Genomic DNA, 14,352 nt, shown 5'->3' on the forward strand with positions numbered 1-14,352 from the left:
AATGCGCCGGGGTTCAAGCCCCCGACAACCCATTCAGCAAGGCCGCAATGTCCGCGTCACTTTTCCCGGCCCCCAAAGCCATCGCATGCAGGCTTTGGCCCGGATCGGACACATCATAGCCTGCATCCCCCAGCAAAGCCTGCAAATCCTCCGCGCTCAGCCCGAACAACGGTGCGACCTTGTCCACCGGATTGGCCATCACCGCCCCCGCAAAGGCAAACTGCGGCGGCCCACCCGCACGCCCCTCTTCGCCCGCCAGAAAGAACGGCACCATCATCGCCACCGAAACCGCCGTCGCCACAATCATCGCCGGCTTGCGCAGATAGGCCATCATCGGCCGCCAGTTCTTCCACAGATGCAGCGCAAAGGGCAAAATCAGCACCAGACTTAGAATCTCGTGCATTTCCCGAAAGGCCGCCGGGCCGATATGCACGAAAAGCGCGATCCCCGTGATCAAAGAAATCATGAACAGCCAAGTGATGAATGGCGTGGCATAGCGGTGGACAATCTGGCTCATCGGTCTTCCTTGCATTCGGCGGCTGGCCCGCCAAAAGCAAAACGCGCGCGACGGGGCGTTCCGTCGCGCGCGTTGCAGGATTTTCGCCTAGATCAGACGAACCGGTTCCACAGGTTTTCCAGCCGCTCTTGACGGCCCGATTTCGGCTGCGGTTCCAGACCTTCGGCGGTCACCCGCGCCGCAGCAGCCTCCAGCCCGCCTTTCAGCATGGCTTGCGCGGCAGGGGTTTTCCAACCCGCATAGCGTTCGTCCCGCGCCTTTTCCAGCGAACCGTCTTCCAGCAGCGCTGCAGCCGCTTTCAGTGCCCGCGCACAGGTGTCCATCCCGCCGACATGCGCCAGAATCAGATCCTCGGCATCCAGCGACTGACGGCGCACCTTGGCGTCAAAGTTCGTCCCGCCCGTGGTGTACCCCCCCGCCCGCAGGATTTCATAGAAAGCCACCGCCTTTTCGGCATGGTTGTTCGGGAATTGGTCAGTGTCCCAGCCGGACTGATAGTCGTTCCGGTTCATGTCGATCGACCCGAAAATCCCAAGGGCCGAGGCCAGCGCGATTTCATGCTCAAACGAATGGCCCGCCAGAATCGCATGGCCCTGTTCGATGTTGACCTGAACTTCTTTCTCCAGCCCGAATTCTTTCAGGAACCCGTAAACCGTCGCCACGTCATAGTCATACTGGTGCTTTGACGGCTCTTGCGGCTTCGGCTCAATCAGGATCGCGCCTTTGAAACCGATCTTGTGCTTGTATTCCACCACCTGTTGCAGGAACCGCCCCGCATGGGCGCGTTCGGCTTTCAGGTCGGTGTTCAGCAGGGTTTCATAGCCTTCACGACCGCCCCACAGCACATAGTTCTGCCCGCCCAGACGTTTCGTCACGTCCATGTTCGCCTTCACATTGGCGGCGGCATAGGCGTAAACATCCGGGTCCGGGTTCGTGGCCGCCCCCGACATCCAGCGCCGATGGCTGAACATATTGGCCGTGCCCCACAGCAATTGCGTCTTGTGCTTGGCCTGTTTGGCTTCCAGATAATCCGCAATGTCGTTCAGGTTTTTCAGGCTTTCCGCGAAAGTCGCCCCTTCAGGGCGGGCATCGGCGTCGTGGAAGCAATAGAAAGGCACCCCCAGAATATCGAACATCTCGAACGCGACATCCGCTTTCAGCCGCGCCAGATCCATGCTGTCGCCAAACCACGGGCGCTCAAAGGTCTGCCCGCCGAACGGATCGCCCCCCGGCCAGGCAAACGAATGCCAATAGGCCACGGCAAAGCGCATCTGGTCTTCCATCCGCTTGCCCATGACGATCTCGTCGGGGTTATAGTGGCGAAAGGCGAATTCGTTGCTGCTGTCCGGGCCTTCATATTTGATCGCCGGGATGCCTTTGAAAAAGTCGGTCATGGTGTCGTTCCTTAGAAGTTTGCGCCAGTGATGGCGGTTTGGGCGGCGCGATAGCGGGCATGGCCGGCATCGAACGCGTCTTTCAGGGCCGCATCCGGTTCAACCGAACGCGCGATGGGCGGCAGGCTGGCGATTTCGGCGCCTGCCCCCGTGGCGGCCATAAGGGCCAGACGGGCGGCACCAAAGGCCCCGCCAAAATCACCCGCCACCGGCAGATGCACCGGGCAATCCAGCGCCGTGGCAATGGCCCGCAGCCAGTATTCCGACCGCGAACCGCCGCCGACGGCCAGCAGGTTTTCCAGCTTGGTTCCCGTTGCGGCCAAAGCATCGCGGCAGTCGCGGATGGCAAAGGTCACACCCTCCAGCACCGCCCGCGTCGCTGCGGCCCGGTCGGTCGCATGTTCCAACCCGACAAAGGCCCCCCGCACGGCGGCATTGTTCAGCGGAGTCCGCTCGCCCCCCAGATAGGGCAGGAAGGCCGTCTTGCCCGGCGCTTGCAGCGCCCCAAGGTTCCCCGTCAGGCTGGCCGCATCCTGCCCCACCAGCCCCGCAAACCAGTTCAGCGCATCCGTCGCCGCCAGAATCACGCCCATCTGGTGCCAGGTGTTGGGCAAAGCATGGCAGAACGTATGCACCGCCGTCGCCGGATCCGGCTGATAGCCGTCATTCGCCGCAAACAGCACGCCCGAGGTTCCCAGCGAAACAAACGCCTCCCCCGCCCGCACCACGCCGACCCCGACGCCGGACGCCGCATTGTCGCCGCCCCCGCCTGCAACGATTACGCTGTTGGACAAGCCCCAACGCGAACACAGCTCGGTCCGCAGTGTCCCCGACACTTCAGACCCTTCCACCAAACGCGGCATCTGATCGCGGTTCAGCCCCGTCGCGGCCAGCAGATCCTCCGACCAATCCCGCTTGCCCGTGTCCAGCCAGCTTGTCCCCGCCGCATCCGACATTTCCGCGACATGGTCCCCTACCAGCCAAAGCCGCAGGTAATCTTTCGGCAGCAGAACCTTCGCCACCTTGTCCCAAATGGCCCGCTCATGCCGCTGCACCCAGACCAGTTTCGGCGCCGTAAACCCCGGAAACACGATATTACCGCTAACACGCCGGAACTGCGGATCCCCATCCAATTCCGCCGCCTCTTCATGGCTGCGCGTGTCGTTCCACAGGATGCAGGGCCGCAGCACCTCATCCGCTTTATCCAGCAAGGTCGCCCCGTGCATATGCCCCGAAAGGCCAATCCCCTTGACCCCCGAAAGCCCATGCGCCGACAGCGCATCCATCACCTTTTCCGCCGCCGCGATCCAATCCGCCGGCGTCTGCTCGCTCCACCCCTCATGCGGCCGCGCCACGTTCAGCGGCGCGCTCGCTTCGGCGATCACCTTCTGATCTTCCGAAATCAGAATGCCCTTCAGACCGGACGTGCCCAGATCAAGCCCGATATACATGCTCACACCGCCTGCGCAGGCTTTTTGCCCGCAATGATCATGCCCAGAATGTCGTCATCCGTGACTTCATTCACATTCACCGTCCCCACACGCTGGCCGTTCTTCATCACCACCGCCCGGTCGCACAGCTTCATCACATTGTGGATGTCATGCTCGATCAGGAAAATCCCCAGACCCTGCGCCTTCAGTTCCTGGATCAGCTCTGACACCATCTGCGTCTCATGCGGCCCCAGGGCCGCTGTCGGCTCGTCCATGATCAGGATTTTCGCGTTGAAATAGACGGCACGCGCAATCGCCACCGATTGCCGCTGCCCCCCCGAAAGCGCGCTCACCGGCACGTTGAACTTGCGGAAGTTCGGGTTCAGCCGCCCCATGATCTTGCGGGTTTCCGCCTCCATCTTCGTCTCATCGACGAAACCAAAGCTGTTCACCAGCTCCCGACCCAGAAACAGGTTCGAAGCCGCATCCAGATTGTCCGCCAAAGCCAGCGTCTGATAGATCGTCTCGATGTTCTGCGCCCGCGCATCCCGCGGATCCTTGATCTCGACCTTTTCACCATTGATGAAAATGTCGCCCGCATCCGCCTGATAGGCCCCCGACAGGCATTTGATCAGCGTCGATTTCCCCGCCCCGTTGTGGCCCAAAAGGCCCACAACTTCGCCCGGATACAGATCGACCGTCACATGGTCGACCGCCTTGATGCCCCCAAAGGCAATCGAAATGTCGCGCATTTCGACAAGGGGCGTGCCGCGATTTGTGGTGTTCATGACTCGTCCCCTTATTTCAGGCGTTTGCGGTAAAGAATGTCCAGATAGACGGCCAGAACCAGCGCCGCCCCGATCACGATCTTGCGGTAAGAACCGTCGCCAAAACCGATCAGCACCATCCCCGTTTGCAGCGATACCAGCACCAAGGCCCCGATAATCGCCCCATAGATCGTGCCCACGCCCCCGGCCAACGACGTGCCGCCGACAACCGCCGCCGCGATCACATACAATTCGTCCAGATCCCCCAGCGCGTTGGTCGCACTGTTCAGACGCGCCGAACCGATGACCCCCGCCAGACCAGCCAAGGCCCCCATCAGCGTAAAGATCTTCACCGTCATCGCCCGGGTGTTGATCCCCGACAGCGCCGCCGCTTCCGGGTTGCCCCCGATAGCAAACACATAGCGACCAAAACGGGTGCGCGTCATCAGCACCGTCATCAGGATCGCCACGACCACAAGGATGATCACCGGATAGGCGTAGCCATGCGAGATAAAGGCGTCCTCCGGCACTTCCTGCCCCAGACCCTCATAATACTGTTTCAGAATGCCCTTCGGCCACGGATAGGCATTCACCACCCAGGTCGCCACGGCAATCAGCCCCACGCCCAGACCGGCCATGAAATATTCCGCCCACATCGGACGCAGCGGAAAGCCGTGCTTGCGCCGATTGCCACGCCCCCGCACGATCATCCAGATCACACCCGCGCTCGCAATCGCCGCCAAAATCCACGATCCCGTCGCCCCAATCGCCCCGAACGGCCCGCCCCCGATCAGCGCAAAGGTCTCATCCACCGGCGAAATCGTCCGGCCATCGGCCGCCAGAAAGGCCACACCGCGCCAGATCAGCAAACCGCCCAAGGTCACGATAAAGGCCGGGATCGACAAATAGGCGATCATGCTGCCTTGAAGCGCGCCGATCAAAGCCCCCAACACAATCCCGAAGATTACCGTGATGATCCAGATCGCCGGATGCCCCAGCCCCAGATATTGCGGCAGCCATTCCACCTGCAACAGACCCATATACATGCCCGTCACGCCGACAATCGAACCGACCGACAGGTCGATGTTGCGGGTGATGATCACCAGAACCATCCCCGTCGCCATGATGCCGATCGAGGCCGTCTGCACCGAAAGGTTCCACAGGTTCCGCGGCGTCAGGAAAGTGCCGCCGCCCAGAAACAGCTCGGCATAAACGTGAAAACCGATCCAGATCAGCAGCAGCGCGCCGACCATGCCGATCAGGCGGGGGTCAATTTCGGTGGCCCGCAGAAAACGGCCAATCGGGCCTTCCTCTTTTCCGGCGGCCTGAGGATTTTGGTTGATGTCGGTCATGTCCCGTCCATGTGACTAAAGGGTGACCGCGCGGCCTTGTTCCGGCCCATATGGCATGCGGTCAAAAGAGGACGTCTTGGCCTGGCGTCTCGCCCCGGCCCGTCAGGAAAATGGGGTGCCGCCCCAAGGACGGCACCCCGCGATCAAGCGATCACTCGCAGCCGACAACGCCAGCCATCGCACCTTCGCAAGCCTGCTCTTTCGAGATATGGCCCGCGTCGATCGCGACGTTCAGGTTGTCTTTGGTCAGCGGCGTCGGAGCCAGCAGGATCGCGTTCATTTCAACGCCTTTTTCCCCACCCGAGAACTTGGTCGCACCAGCGATCCCGTCCAGCGCCGTGCCATCTGCCAGGGCCGAGGCGATTTCGCCAGCGGCCTTGCCCAGTTGACGCGCGTCTTTCCAGACCGAAACGGTCTGGGTGCCACGGGCCACGCGGTTGATCGCAGCCAAGTCACCGTCTTGACCACCCAGAGGAACGTTCAGGCCCTGTGCGGCCAGCGCGGCCGCAGCACCACCGGCCATCCCGTCGTTCTGCGACAGAACGGCGTCCACGGCGTTGTTGTTGGCGGTCAGGATCTGCTCCATGTTCTTCTGGGCATTCTCTGGCTTCCAGCCGTCCGAGTTGGCTTCGCCGACGATCACAATGTCGCCCGCAGCCACGGCAGCGCCGATGACTTCTTCCATGCCTTGACGCAGGAAGCCGACGTTCGGATCACCGGGGTCACCCTTGATGATCGCATAGTTGCCTTTGGGGGCAGCGGCGAACACGTTTTCCGCGATGATGCGGCCCACGCCCACGTTGTCGAAGGTCAGATAGAAAGTCCGGTCGTCTTCGATCAGACGGTCATAGCCCACAACCGGAATGCCTTCGGCAGCGGCTTTCTCGATGGCCGGCCCGATAGCGTCCTTGTCCCAGGCGTTGATCACCAGCGCATCCACCCCTTGCGCGATCAGTGCGTCAACGTCCGACAGTTGCTTTTCAGCTGACGATTGCGCGTCAGCCGACACGTATTCGTTGCCAGCCGCTTCAATCGCCGCTTTCATCGCCGCTTCGTCGATCTTCCAGCGCTCTTCCTGGAACTGCGCCCACGACACGCCGATTTTCTTGCCTTCGGCCAAAGCAGCCGAATTGATACCAGCCGCGGCGATGACCGCAGCGATAAATACCTTGCGCATATTATCCTCCCTTGGATGCGACCCATGCATGGCCGGTCCGGCAGATTCGCCGATACGGGCGGGAAATTGGCCTGATTATTTTCAGTTGTCAAAATAAAAAATGTCGCTCAATCTTCACATGACCGCTTTTTCAGCAGGCACCTGCTGCATCGCGGCGAAAAACAGGCCTTGCGTAAACGTTATAGGCGATCTTTTGTTCAGGGGACTAAAGAAATGTCATCGGTGCGGCGGACGCAAAGGCCCGAGGGAAGGCTAGGCTGCGGCCCACTGATTCCGCCCCTGTCCGAATCACTCCGCCCACTGCGGCAACAGGTCTTCGAACGCATCCGCGCCGCTGGCCAGATCGCCCGCAGCCAGATCGCCAAGGAGCTTTCCGTCAGCCCCGCCAGCGTGACCACGCTGACGCAGGAACTGATCGAGGCTGGGCTGATCGAAGAAATCAGCGCCCCCCGCGAAAATGAGGCCGGACGTGGCCGCCCCGCCGTGGCCCTGGGCGTCCGGGCCGAGGCGCATCGCGTGGTGGGCCTCAAACTCTCCGACGGCAGTCTTTCGGCGGTGATCACCGATTTCGCCGGCAACCATCTGGCCGATCATGTGCTGGACCGTATGCCCGAACCCCTGACCCCGGCCGAGGCGGTCAGCCTGATCGACATGCTGGTCGACACCGTCACCGCCAAAATTGGCATGACCCGCCGCGACCTCTCTGCCGTTGGCATCGCCATGCCCGGCTTCATCGAAAGCAGCAGCGGCACCGTCCTTTGGTCCTCCGTCCTCGCCGAAATCCACGTCCCCCTCGCCGATCTCGCGGGCAGCCGTCTGGGCGTGCCCGTCTTCATCGACAACGACGCCAATCTTTGCGCCTTGGCCGAGCTGTGGTTCGGCGCGGGTCGCGGTCGCTCGGATTTCGCGGTTGTCACCATCGAACAGGGGCTTGGCATGGGCCTTGTCCTCAACCACCGCCTTTATCGCGGCGCGCGCGGGCTGGGGATGGAGCTGGGCCATATCAAGGTCCAGCTTGACGGTGCCCTCTGCCGCTGCGGCCAGCGCGGCTGTCTTGAGGCTTATACCGCCGACTACGCCCTTGCGCGCGAGGCGACCGTGGCCCTGAACCTCACCAACCGCGACGGCCGCCCGATGAAGGTGCTGCTGGAAAGCCTCTATGACCACGCCAAGGCCGGCAATGGGGCCGCCCGTTCCATCTTCCGTCGCGCCGGGCGCTATCTGGCCGTTGGCCTGTCGAACATCGTCAACCTCTTCGACCCCGAACTCATCATCCTCTCCGGCGAACGCATGCGCTTTGATTATCTCTACGCCTCCGAAACCCTGGCCGAGATGGAAAACCTCGCCATCCGCACCGGCAAACCCCTGCCCCCCATCGAAATCAGCACCTGGGGCCATCTCCTCTGGGCCCAAGGGGCCGCCGCCCTCGCCCTTTCGGCCATCAGCGAAAACCTGCTCCTGTCGACGCGCGAGAGTTTTGCCGCCCAATAGCCGGGAACCTTCGCATTGCGGATTGCGTTCACAGGCGGGGCTGCCATAGTCGGCCCATCACCTGTTGTTCTCGGGGGGGAACTTGGCCCGTTATCTGGTAACCCTTTCCGCCACGGCCCTGACCGCGGCCCTGTTGTCCGCTGCCCTGCCAACGCAAGCGCAGGATCTGGTCGATTTCCGCGTGTCCAGCACGGATGAGGATCTGACCGAAACCCTGAAAGACTCCTCCGCCCTGCTAGAGGCCGCCCGCGAAAAGACGCAAGAACCCGGCGACCTGTTTGCCGCCGCCTTGTCCGAATATGGCCGCATGGTCGGCGCGCTTTATGCCCAAGGCCATTACTCCCCCGTCGTCCATGTTCTGGTCGATGGGCGTGAGGCCGCTTCGATCCCCGCCCTCGACGCCCCCGCCCAAATCCGTCAGGTGATCGTCACCGTCGATCCCGGCCCCACCTTCCTGTTTTCCCGCGCCGCCATCGGCCCCCTCGCCACCGGCACCGAACTGCCCGAGGGTTTTGCCACCGGCCAAGTGGCGCAAAGCGACCTTGTCGTCGAAAGCGTGACCGCCGCGACAAAGGCTTGGCGCGATCTGGGCCATGCCAAGGCCGGTGTCGCCGCGCAAAAGATCGTCGCCAACCACCCCGCCCAGACTCTTGCTGCCGACATCGCGATGGACCCCGGCCCCCGCCTGCGCTTTGGCCCCCTTTCGGTCGAAGGCATCCAGCGTATGAAAGAACGCCGTGTGCGCAAAATCGCGGGCCTGCCCGAAGGTGAGGTTTTCAGCCCCGAGGAACTCGACCGCGCCGCCGACCGCCTGCGCCGCACCGGCGTTTTCTCCTCCGTCAGCATGATCGAAAGCGAAACCATCCAATCGCCCGACCTCTTGCCCATCACCGCCATGCTTGTTGAACAAAAGCCGCGCCATTATTCGCTGGGGGCCGAGCTTTCCAGTCTCGAAGGTGCCAAACTCACCGGCGAATGGACCCATCGCAACCTGCTGGGCGGGGCCGAACGCCTGACGTTCTCCGGCGAAATCCTGAACATTGGCGCGGCCACCGGCGGCACCGACTATGGGCTAGAGGTGACGCTTGACCGCCCCGCCACCTTTACCCCCGACACCACCTTGGGCCTGAAATTCGGCATCGGGCGGCTGAATGAAGAAGATTTCACCGCTGATCTCGCCGTCGCCGGGGTTTCCCTCAGCCATTATTTCAGCCCCAAACTCAGCGGTTCGCTTGGGATTGAATACGAATATGGCAAATTTGACATATCAGGAACCGAAATCACCCTCAAACATCTGGCGCTGCCCATAGGCCTGACATGGGACAGCCGCGATGAACCCTTGGATGCCACCAAGGGCTTTTACGTCGATGGTGAAATCAAACCCTTCAAGGGCTTTGGCGTCACCGCCTCGGGCCTGCGCGCCGTTGTCGATGCCCGCGCCTATCGCGGCTTTGGCGAAGATGCGCGCTTTGTCGTGGCGGGCCGTGTTCAGGCGGGCGCAATCTTTGGGGCCGATCCGCTGACCACCCCGCAGGATGACCTCTTCTATACCGGCGGCGGCGGTTCGGTGCGCGGTCAGCCCTATCAATCTTTGGGGGCCACCGATGCCAGTGGCGCGGCCTTGGGCATGGGCGGCACCGAATTCATGGCCGGGTCGCTGGAATTGCGCGCCAAGATCACCCAGAAAATCGGCCTCGTCGGCTTTGTCGATGCAGGCCAGGTCAGCATGGACGGCGGCGGCAGCGACTGGCACGCAGGCGCAGGCCTTGGTGCACGCTATGACACCGGCTTTGGCCCCATCCGTCTGGATGTCGCCACCCCCGTGGGGGGCGACACTGGCGACGGCGTGCAATTCTACATCGGTATCGGGCAGGCCTTTTGATGAAGCGTATCCTTTTCCCCCTTCTCTTCCTCGCCCTGCCCGCCCAAGCGCAGGAAAGCGACCGCGATTTTCTGACCGGCCTTCTGGAAGACAATCTTTCCGGCGCGGGCCGTCAGGTCATCGTCACCGGCTTTCAGGGGGCTTTGTCCTCGCAGGCGACCATCGAAAGGCTGACCATCGCCGATGATCAGGGCATCTGGCTGACGCTAAACGGCGTCGTGTTGGATTGGAACCGTTCCGCCCTTCTGGGCGGTCGCGTTTCGGTCAACCAACTGACCGCCGATGAAATCATCCTCGACCGCCTGCCCAAAACCGAAACCACCGCCAGCCCCGAGGCGGGCGGTTTTGCCATTCCCGAACTGCCTGTGTCGGTCGAGCTGGGCCAACTGGGCACCCAACGCCTGCTTTTGGGCGAATCGGTTCTGGGTGAACCGATCGAGGCGTCGATCACCGCGCGGGCCGCCATCGACGGCGGGCAAGGGGCGGCCCAACTGACGCTGGAACGCACCGACGATGGCCCTGCGGCCAAGATCGAATTTGGCGGTTCCTTCGACAACGCCTCCCAGCAACTCGTCCTGCGCCTTTCCGCGTCCGAGGCGGCGGGCGGGATCGCCACCCGGCTTTTGAACCTGCCCGGCAACCCGGCGGTGGATCTGTCGATTTCAGGCGATGGCCCCATCTCGGACTTTACCGCCGATGTGCGGCTGGCCAGTGCAGGGCAAGACCGCCTGACAGGTCAGATCGAACTGATCGAACGGCCCGACGGTCAGGCTTTCCGCGCCAATCTGGCGGGCGATCTTGCGCCCTTGTTCCTGCCCGAATACGCCGATTTCTTTGGCAATGACCTGCGCCTGACTGCCGATGGCCTGCGCCGCAGCAGCGGCGCGCTGTCGCTGAATGATTTCGATCTTTCGGCCCGCTCGATCCAACTGTCCGGCCAATTGCAATTGCGCGCCGATGGCCTGCCCGACAGCTTTAATCTGACCGCCGACATTGCTGACCCTGCGGGGCAGGCCGTAACCCTGCCCATCGCGGGCGAAACGCCGGTGCAGATCACAAAGGCCCATCTGCAACTGGGCTACGATTCCCGATCCGACACCGGCTGGCGGCTGGATGGTGCCCTTCAGGGCCTTTCAACCAGCGGCTTCCGCGCGCAGGATCTGGCGCTTTCCGGCGCAGGCCGCATTGGCCGCAGCACCGCGGGGGCTGTCGTCGGCGGCAGCCTGCGTTTTAACGGGCAAGGTCTGGCCACCGACGACCCCACCCTGCAACCGGTTCTGGCGCAGGGCCTGTCCGGCCAAGCCCTGTTCCATTGGCAAGAAGGCCAGCCCCTCGCCCTGTCGAACCTGACCCTGCAAGGCCCCGATTTCGGCCTGCAAGGCAACCTCCGCCTCTCCGATCCGGCCCAAGGCCTCCGCCTCTCCGGCAAGGCCACCATCAACGCCGATGACCTGACCCGCTTTGCCCTCCTTGCCGGGCGTCCCCTCACCGGCGCGGTGCAGGGGCAGGTTTCGGGGCAAGGCCTTTTGCTGGCAGGCGCGGGCGATGTGACGGGTCAGATTGACACAACCAATGTCACCATCGGCCAGCCCCATGCCGACCGGCTTTTGCAAGGGCAGGCGCAACTGGCCTTTGCCGTCACCCGCGATGCCACGGGCATCACCCTCAAACAGCTGGATGTCACCGCCCGCCAACTCACCGCCCGCGCCCAAGGCCAGCTTTCCAGCACCGCCACCGATCTCACCGCCCAGATCGCCCTCACCGACCTTGCCGCCCTTGATCCCGCCTATGGCGGTGCCCTTTCCGCCGATCTCGCGCTCAAGGGCCCCCTCGACAACCTCACCGCCACCCTCAAAGGCAACGGCACCAGCCTCCGCCTTGGCATCGCCGAGGCTGACCGCCTTCTGGCAGGCACCTCCACCCTCGACATCGAGCTTGGCCTTGCGGGCGACCGGATCGACCTCCGCCGCGCCCTTGTCCAGAACCCCCAACTGAACGCCAGCGCCCAGACCCAGGGCGAAGCCATCGCCCTCAACGCCCGCCTCGCCAACCTTGCCCTCCTCCTTCCAGATTTCCCCGGCCCCGTCACCCTCACAGGCACCGCCCGCCCCCAAGGCACGGCCTATGCCCTTGACCTGACAGGCACCGGCCCCGGCGGCATCAACGCCCGCGTCACCGGCACCTATGGCTCCACCGCCGCCCTTCGCCTGTCGGGCACCGCTCAGGCCGGCCTTGCCAATGTCTTCATCCGCCCCCGCACCATCACCGGCCCCGTCTCCTTTGACCTCGCCCTCAACGGCCCCCCCCAGCTTTCCAGCCTTTCCGGCACCATCACCCTCTCCCGCGCCCGCCTCGCCGATTCCGCCCTCCCCTTCTCCCTTGCGGGCATCGAAGCCACAGCCCGCCTCGCCGCAGGCCGCGCTGACGTTACCTTCTCCACCGCTGTCAGTTCCGGCGGCCAGATCACCGGCGGCGGCTCCCTCAGCCTCTCCCCCCCCTTCACAGGCGACCTTCAGGCCAGCCTTGCCCAGGTCATCCTCCGCGACCCCCGCCTTTACCAAACCCGCCTCAACGGCGATGTCCGCATCTCTGGCCCCCTCACCGGCGGCGCCCTGGTCACCGGCAACATCCTTCTCAATGAAACCGAAATCCGCGTCCCCGACACCGGCCTTGGCGCCGCAGGCAGCCTCCCCGACCTCCAGCATGTCGCCGAACCCGCCGATGTCCGCGAAACCCGCCGCCGCGCGGGCCTGCTCGGTGGCCCCGACACCAGCAGCACCGCCACCCGCCCCTTTGCCCTTGATATCACCATCGACGCCCCCGAGCGCGTCTTTGTCCGTGGCCGTGGCCTTGATGCCGAACTCGGCGGCAGCCTGCGCCTGACGGGCACCAGCGACAACATTCAGCCCATCGGCCAATTCGACCTCATCCGCGGCCGCCTCGATATCCTTGGCAAACGCCTCGAAATCGCCCAGGCCAGCCTTCAGATGGAGGGCAATTTCGACCCCCGCCTTGACATCCTCGCCTCGACCGAAAGCGAAGGCATCACCGCCTCGGTCCGCGTCGCCGGTCGCGCCTTTGAACCCGAAGTCACCTTCGAATCCTCCCCCGACCTGCCCGAAGAAGAAATCCTTTCCCGCCTGCTCTTCGCCCGCGATCTGACCAGCCTTTCCGCCTTTCAGCTCGCCCAGCTTGCCAGCGCCGTCGCCACCCTTGCAGGCCGTGGCGGCGAAGGCATCGTCGCCAAACTCCGCAAGGGCTTTGGCCTTGATGATCTCGACGTCTCCACCGCCGAGGATGGCAACACCGCCGTCAAACTGGGCAAATACATCTCCCGCAACGCCTATACGACGATCGAGGTTGAAAGCGACGGCACCAGCGAAATCCAGTTAAACCTCGACATCACCGACAGCATCACCGCGCGCGGTTCCGTCGACAACAAGGGCGACACAGGCATCGGCCTGTTCTTTGAGAAAGATTATTAGGAAGCGTCCCGTTCCGCGTCCACCGCGGCCCCCAGCAGCAGCGCATAGGCCCCGAAATAGAACCACATCATCAGCGCCGCCACCGCCCCGATGGACCCGTAAATTTTATTGTAGCTGGCGAAATTCGCCAGATACAAAACGAATCCCCGCGACACCATCACCCAAAGGATCAACGCCACGGCAATGCCCGGCGTAAAAAAAGCAATCCGTCCGCCCTGGGGGCGATTCGGTCCAAAGCGATAGGCGATGGCCAGACCAAAGATGGCTAGACCCAGACCCAGCAGGTTGTTCGCCGAATGCAGTACAAAGCTTGACGCCGCCCCCAGCGGCAGCAGCGCCAACACAATGGGGGCCACCACAGCGGCCAACATCGCCGCCAGCGTGATCCCCACCAGCGCCACGGTCAGCAGCATCGACAAGGCCTCATGCCACAGCCCGCCATGGTCGGGCAGGTGATGCACGGCGTTCAGCCCCCCCACCAGCGCCGAAATGCCCGCGCGGGCGGACCAAAGCGCGATCAGTGTGGACACAAGCGTTGCAAGCCCTAGGCCCGGCGTGCTGGCCGCCACCAAGGCCTCCAGCTGGCCAGAAATCAGGCTAAAGGCATCGGGCGGCAAAAGGTCTCGCAGCGGCTCGATCTGTTGGCCCACAAAGGCCGGGTCGGCTCCCACGCCCCACAGGGCAATAATCACAGCGGCGGCGGGGAACAGGGCCAGAAAGCCGAAAAAGGCGGTGCTGGCGGCGGCCATACCAATCTTGGCCATCTGGATGCGATACATCAGGCGGCGCAGAAAACTCAGGCTTTGGCGCAGAAAGGACAACACGGTTCAGACAGAGATCAGGAAAAACAAAAGGGT

At 63.2% G+C, this 14,352-nt stretch carries 10 protein-coding genes; 3 read left to right on the forward strand and 7 right to left on the reverse strand.

Features of this window, described 5'->3' with window-relative positions:
* Window positions 1-13: 13 nt before the first annotated feature.
* The 6 genes from IE095_RS05420 to IE095_RS05445 all read right to left on the reverse strand — a co-directional run bounded on the left by IE095_RS05420 (window position 14) and on the right by IE095_RS05445 (window position 6,637).
* Window positions 14-517 carry a DUF4405 domain-containing protein gene (locus tag IE095_RS05420; protein ID WP_189410611.1) on the reverse strand — a complete coding sequence of 168 codons (504 nt, stop codon included), beginning with the start codon at window positions 515-517 and terminating at the stop codon, window positions 14-16.
* 92 nt (window positions 518-609) lie between these two features.
* Window positions 610-1,911 carry a xylose isomerase gene (gene xylA, locus IE095_RS05425; RefSeq protein WP_189410612.1) on the reverse strand — a complete coding sequence of 434 codons (1,302 nt, stop codon included), beginning with the start codon at window positions 1,909-1,911 and terminating at the stop codon, window positions 610-612.
* 11 nt (window positions 1,912-1,922) lie between these two features.
* Window positions 1,923-3,362, reverse strand: a complete 1,440-nt coding sequence (gene xylB, locus IE095_RS05430) for a xylulokinase (RefSeq protein WP_189410613.1) — start codon at window positions 3,360-3,362, stop codon at window positions 1,923-1,925.
* Window positions 3,363-3,364: 2 nt separating this feature from the next.
* On the reverse strand, window positions 3,365-4,129 hold the full coding sequence (locus IE095_RS05435) for an ATP-binding cassette domain-containing protein (RefSeq protein ID WP_189410614.1): 765 nt from the start codon (window positions 4,127-4,129) through the stop codon (window positions 3,365-3,367).
* 11 nt (window positions 4,130-4,140) lie between these two features.
* Entirely contained in the window at window positions 4,141-5,460 is a 1,320-nt protein-coding gene (locus IE095_RS05440) for a sugar ABC transporter permease (protein WP_189410615.1), read from the reverse strand.
* 151 nt (window positions 5,461-5,611) lie between these two features.
* Window positions 5,612-6,637: a substrate-binding domain-containing protein gene (locus IE095_RS05445; protein ID WP_189410616.1), complete on the reverse strand. Its 1,026-nt coding sequence runs from the start codon at window positions 6,635-6,637 to the stop codon at window positions 5,612-5,614.
* Between the two features lie 213 nt (window positions 6,638-6,850).
* On the opposite strand from IE095_RS05445, the gene IE095_RS05450 reads away from it, so the two are divergent.
* The 3 genes from IE095_RS05450 to IE095_RS05460 all read left to right on the forward strand — a co-directional run bounded on the left by IE095_RS05450 (window position 6,851) and on the right by IE095_RS05460 (window position 13,495).
* Complete coding sequence (locus IE095_RS05450; RefSeq protein ID WP_189410617.1) at window positions 6,851-8,128, forward strand: ROK family transcriptional regulator; 1,278 nt, start codon at window positions 6,851-6,853, stop codon at window positions 8,126-8,128.
* Between the two features lie 82 nt (window positions 8,129-8,210).
* Window positions 8,211-10,010 (forward strand): autotransporter assembly complex protein TamA, encoded by a 1,800-nt coding sequence (locus tag IE095_RS05455; RefSeq protein WP_189410618.1) that lies wholly within the window; start codon window positions 8,211-8,213, stop codon window positions 10,008-10,010.
* A complete protein-coding gene (locus IE095_RS05460) occupies window positions 10,010-13,495 on the forward strand; it encodes a translocation/assembly module TamB domain-containing protein (protein WP_189410619.1) in 3,486 nt (1,161 codons plus the stop codon). The genes IE095_RS05455 and IE095_RS05460 overlap by 1 nt, the downstream gene beginning before the upstream one ends.
* Here the strand turns inward: IE095_RS05460 and IE095_RS05465 are convergent.
* On the reverse strand, window positions 13,492-14,316 hold the full coding sequence (locus IE095_RS05465; RefSeq protein WP_229804548.1) for a YihY/virulence factor BrkB family protein: 825 nt from the start codon (window positions 14,314-14,316) through the stop codon (window positions 13,492-13,494). The two genes, IE095_RS05460 and IE095_RS05465, sit on opposite strands and share 4 nt — an antisense overlap.
* Window positions 14,317-14,352: the final 36 nt, after the last annotated feature.

It is taken from the genome of Neogemmobacter tilapiae, assembly GCF_014652215.1.
Classification (GTDB): Bacteria; Pseudomonadota; Alphaproteobacteria; order Rhodobacterales; family Rhodobacteraceae; genus Neogemmobacter; species Neogemmobacter tilapiae.